This is a genomic window from Hyunsoonleella flava, assembly GCF_004310325.1.
In the GTDB taxonomy this organism is placed as follows: Bacteria; Bacteroidota; Bacteroidia; order Flavobacteriales; family Flavobacteriaceae; genus Jejuia; species Jejuia flava.
The window spans coordinates 1-303 of sequence record NZ_SIRT01000058.1 but is presented as its reverse complement, the minus strand read 5'-3'; the positions used below and the strand labels follow the sequence as shown (position 1 = coordinate 303).

Annotated in this window: 1 protein-coding gene; it reads left to right on the top strand. The window is 41.3% G+C overall.

Going from position 1 to position 303, the window contains the following annotated elements; genetic code table 11:
* Positions 1-20 precede the first annotated feature (20 nt).
* A partial coding sequence (locus tag EYD45_RS16635; RefSeq protein WP_130965783.1) for an arsenosugar biosynthesis-associated peroxidase-like protein occupies positions 21-303 on the top strand: 283 nt, incomplete at its 3' end.

Sequence of the window (303 nt, the reverse complement as noted above, 5' to 3'; positions counted from 1 at the left end):
ATTTACACTAAAATTTTATAATGCAGAAAACATACTACGACCCCGCAGACCTTAGGAAATTTGGAAAAATCACAGAATGGAGTGAGGAATTAGGCAATAAATTCTTGGAGTATTACGGTAAAGTATTTGAGGAGGGTGCGCTTACGGCACGCGAAAAATCCTTAATAGCCTTAGCCGTGGCCCATACAGAACAGTGTCCCTACTGCATTGACGCATATACAAAAGATGGTTTGCAGCGTGGCGTAACTAAAGAAGAAATGATGGAAGCTATTCATGTAGGAGCCGCCATAAAAAGTGGTGCAA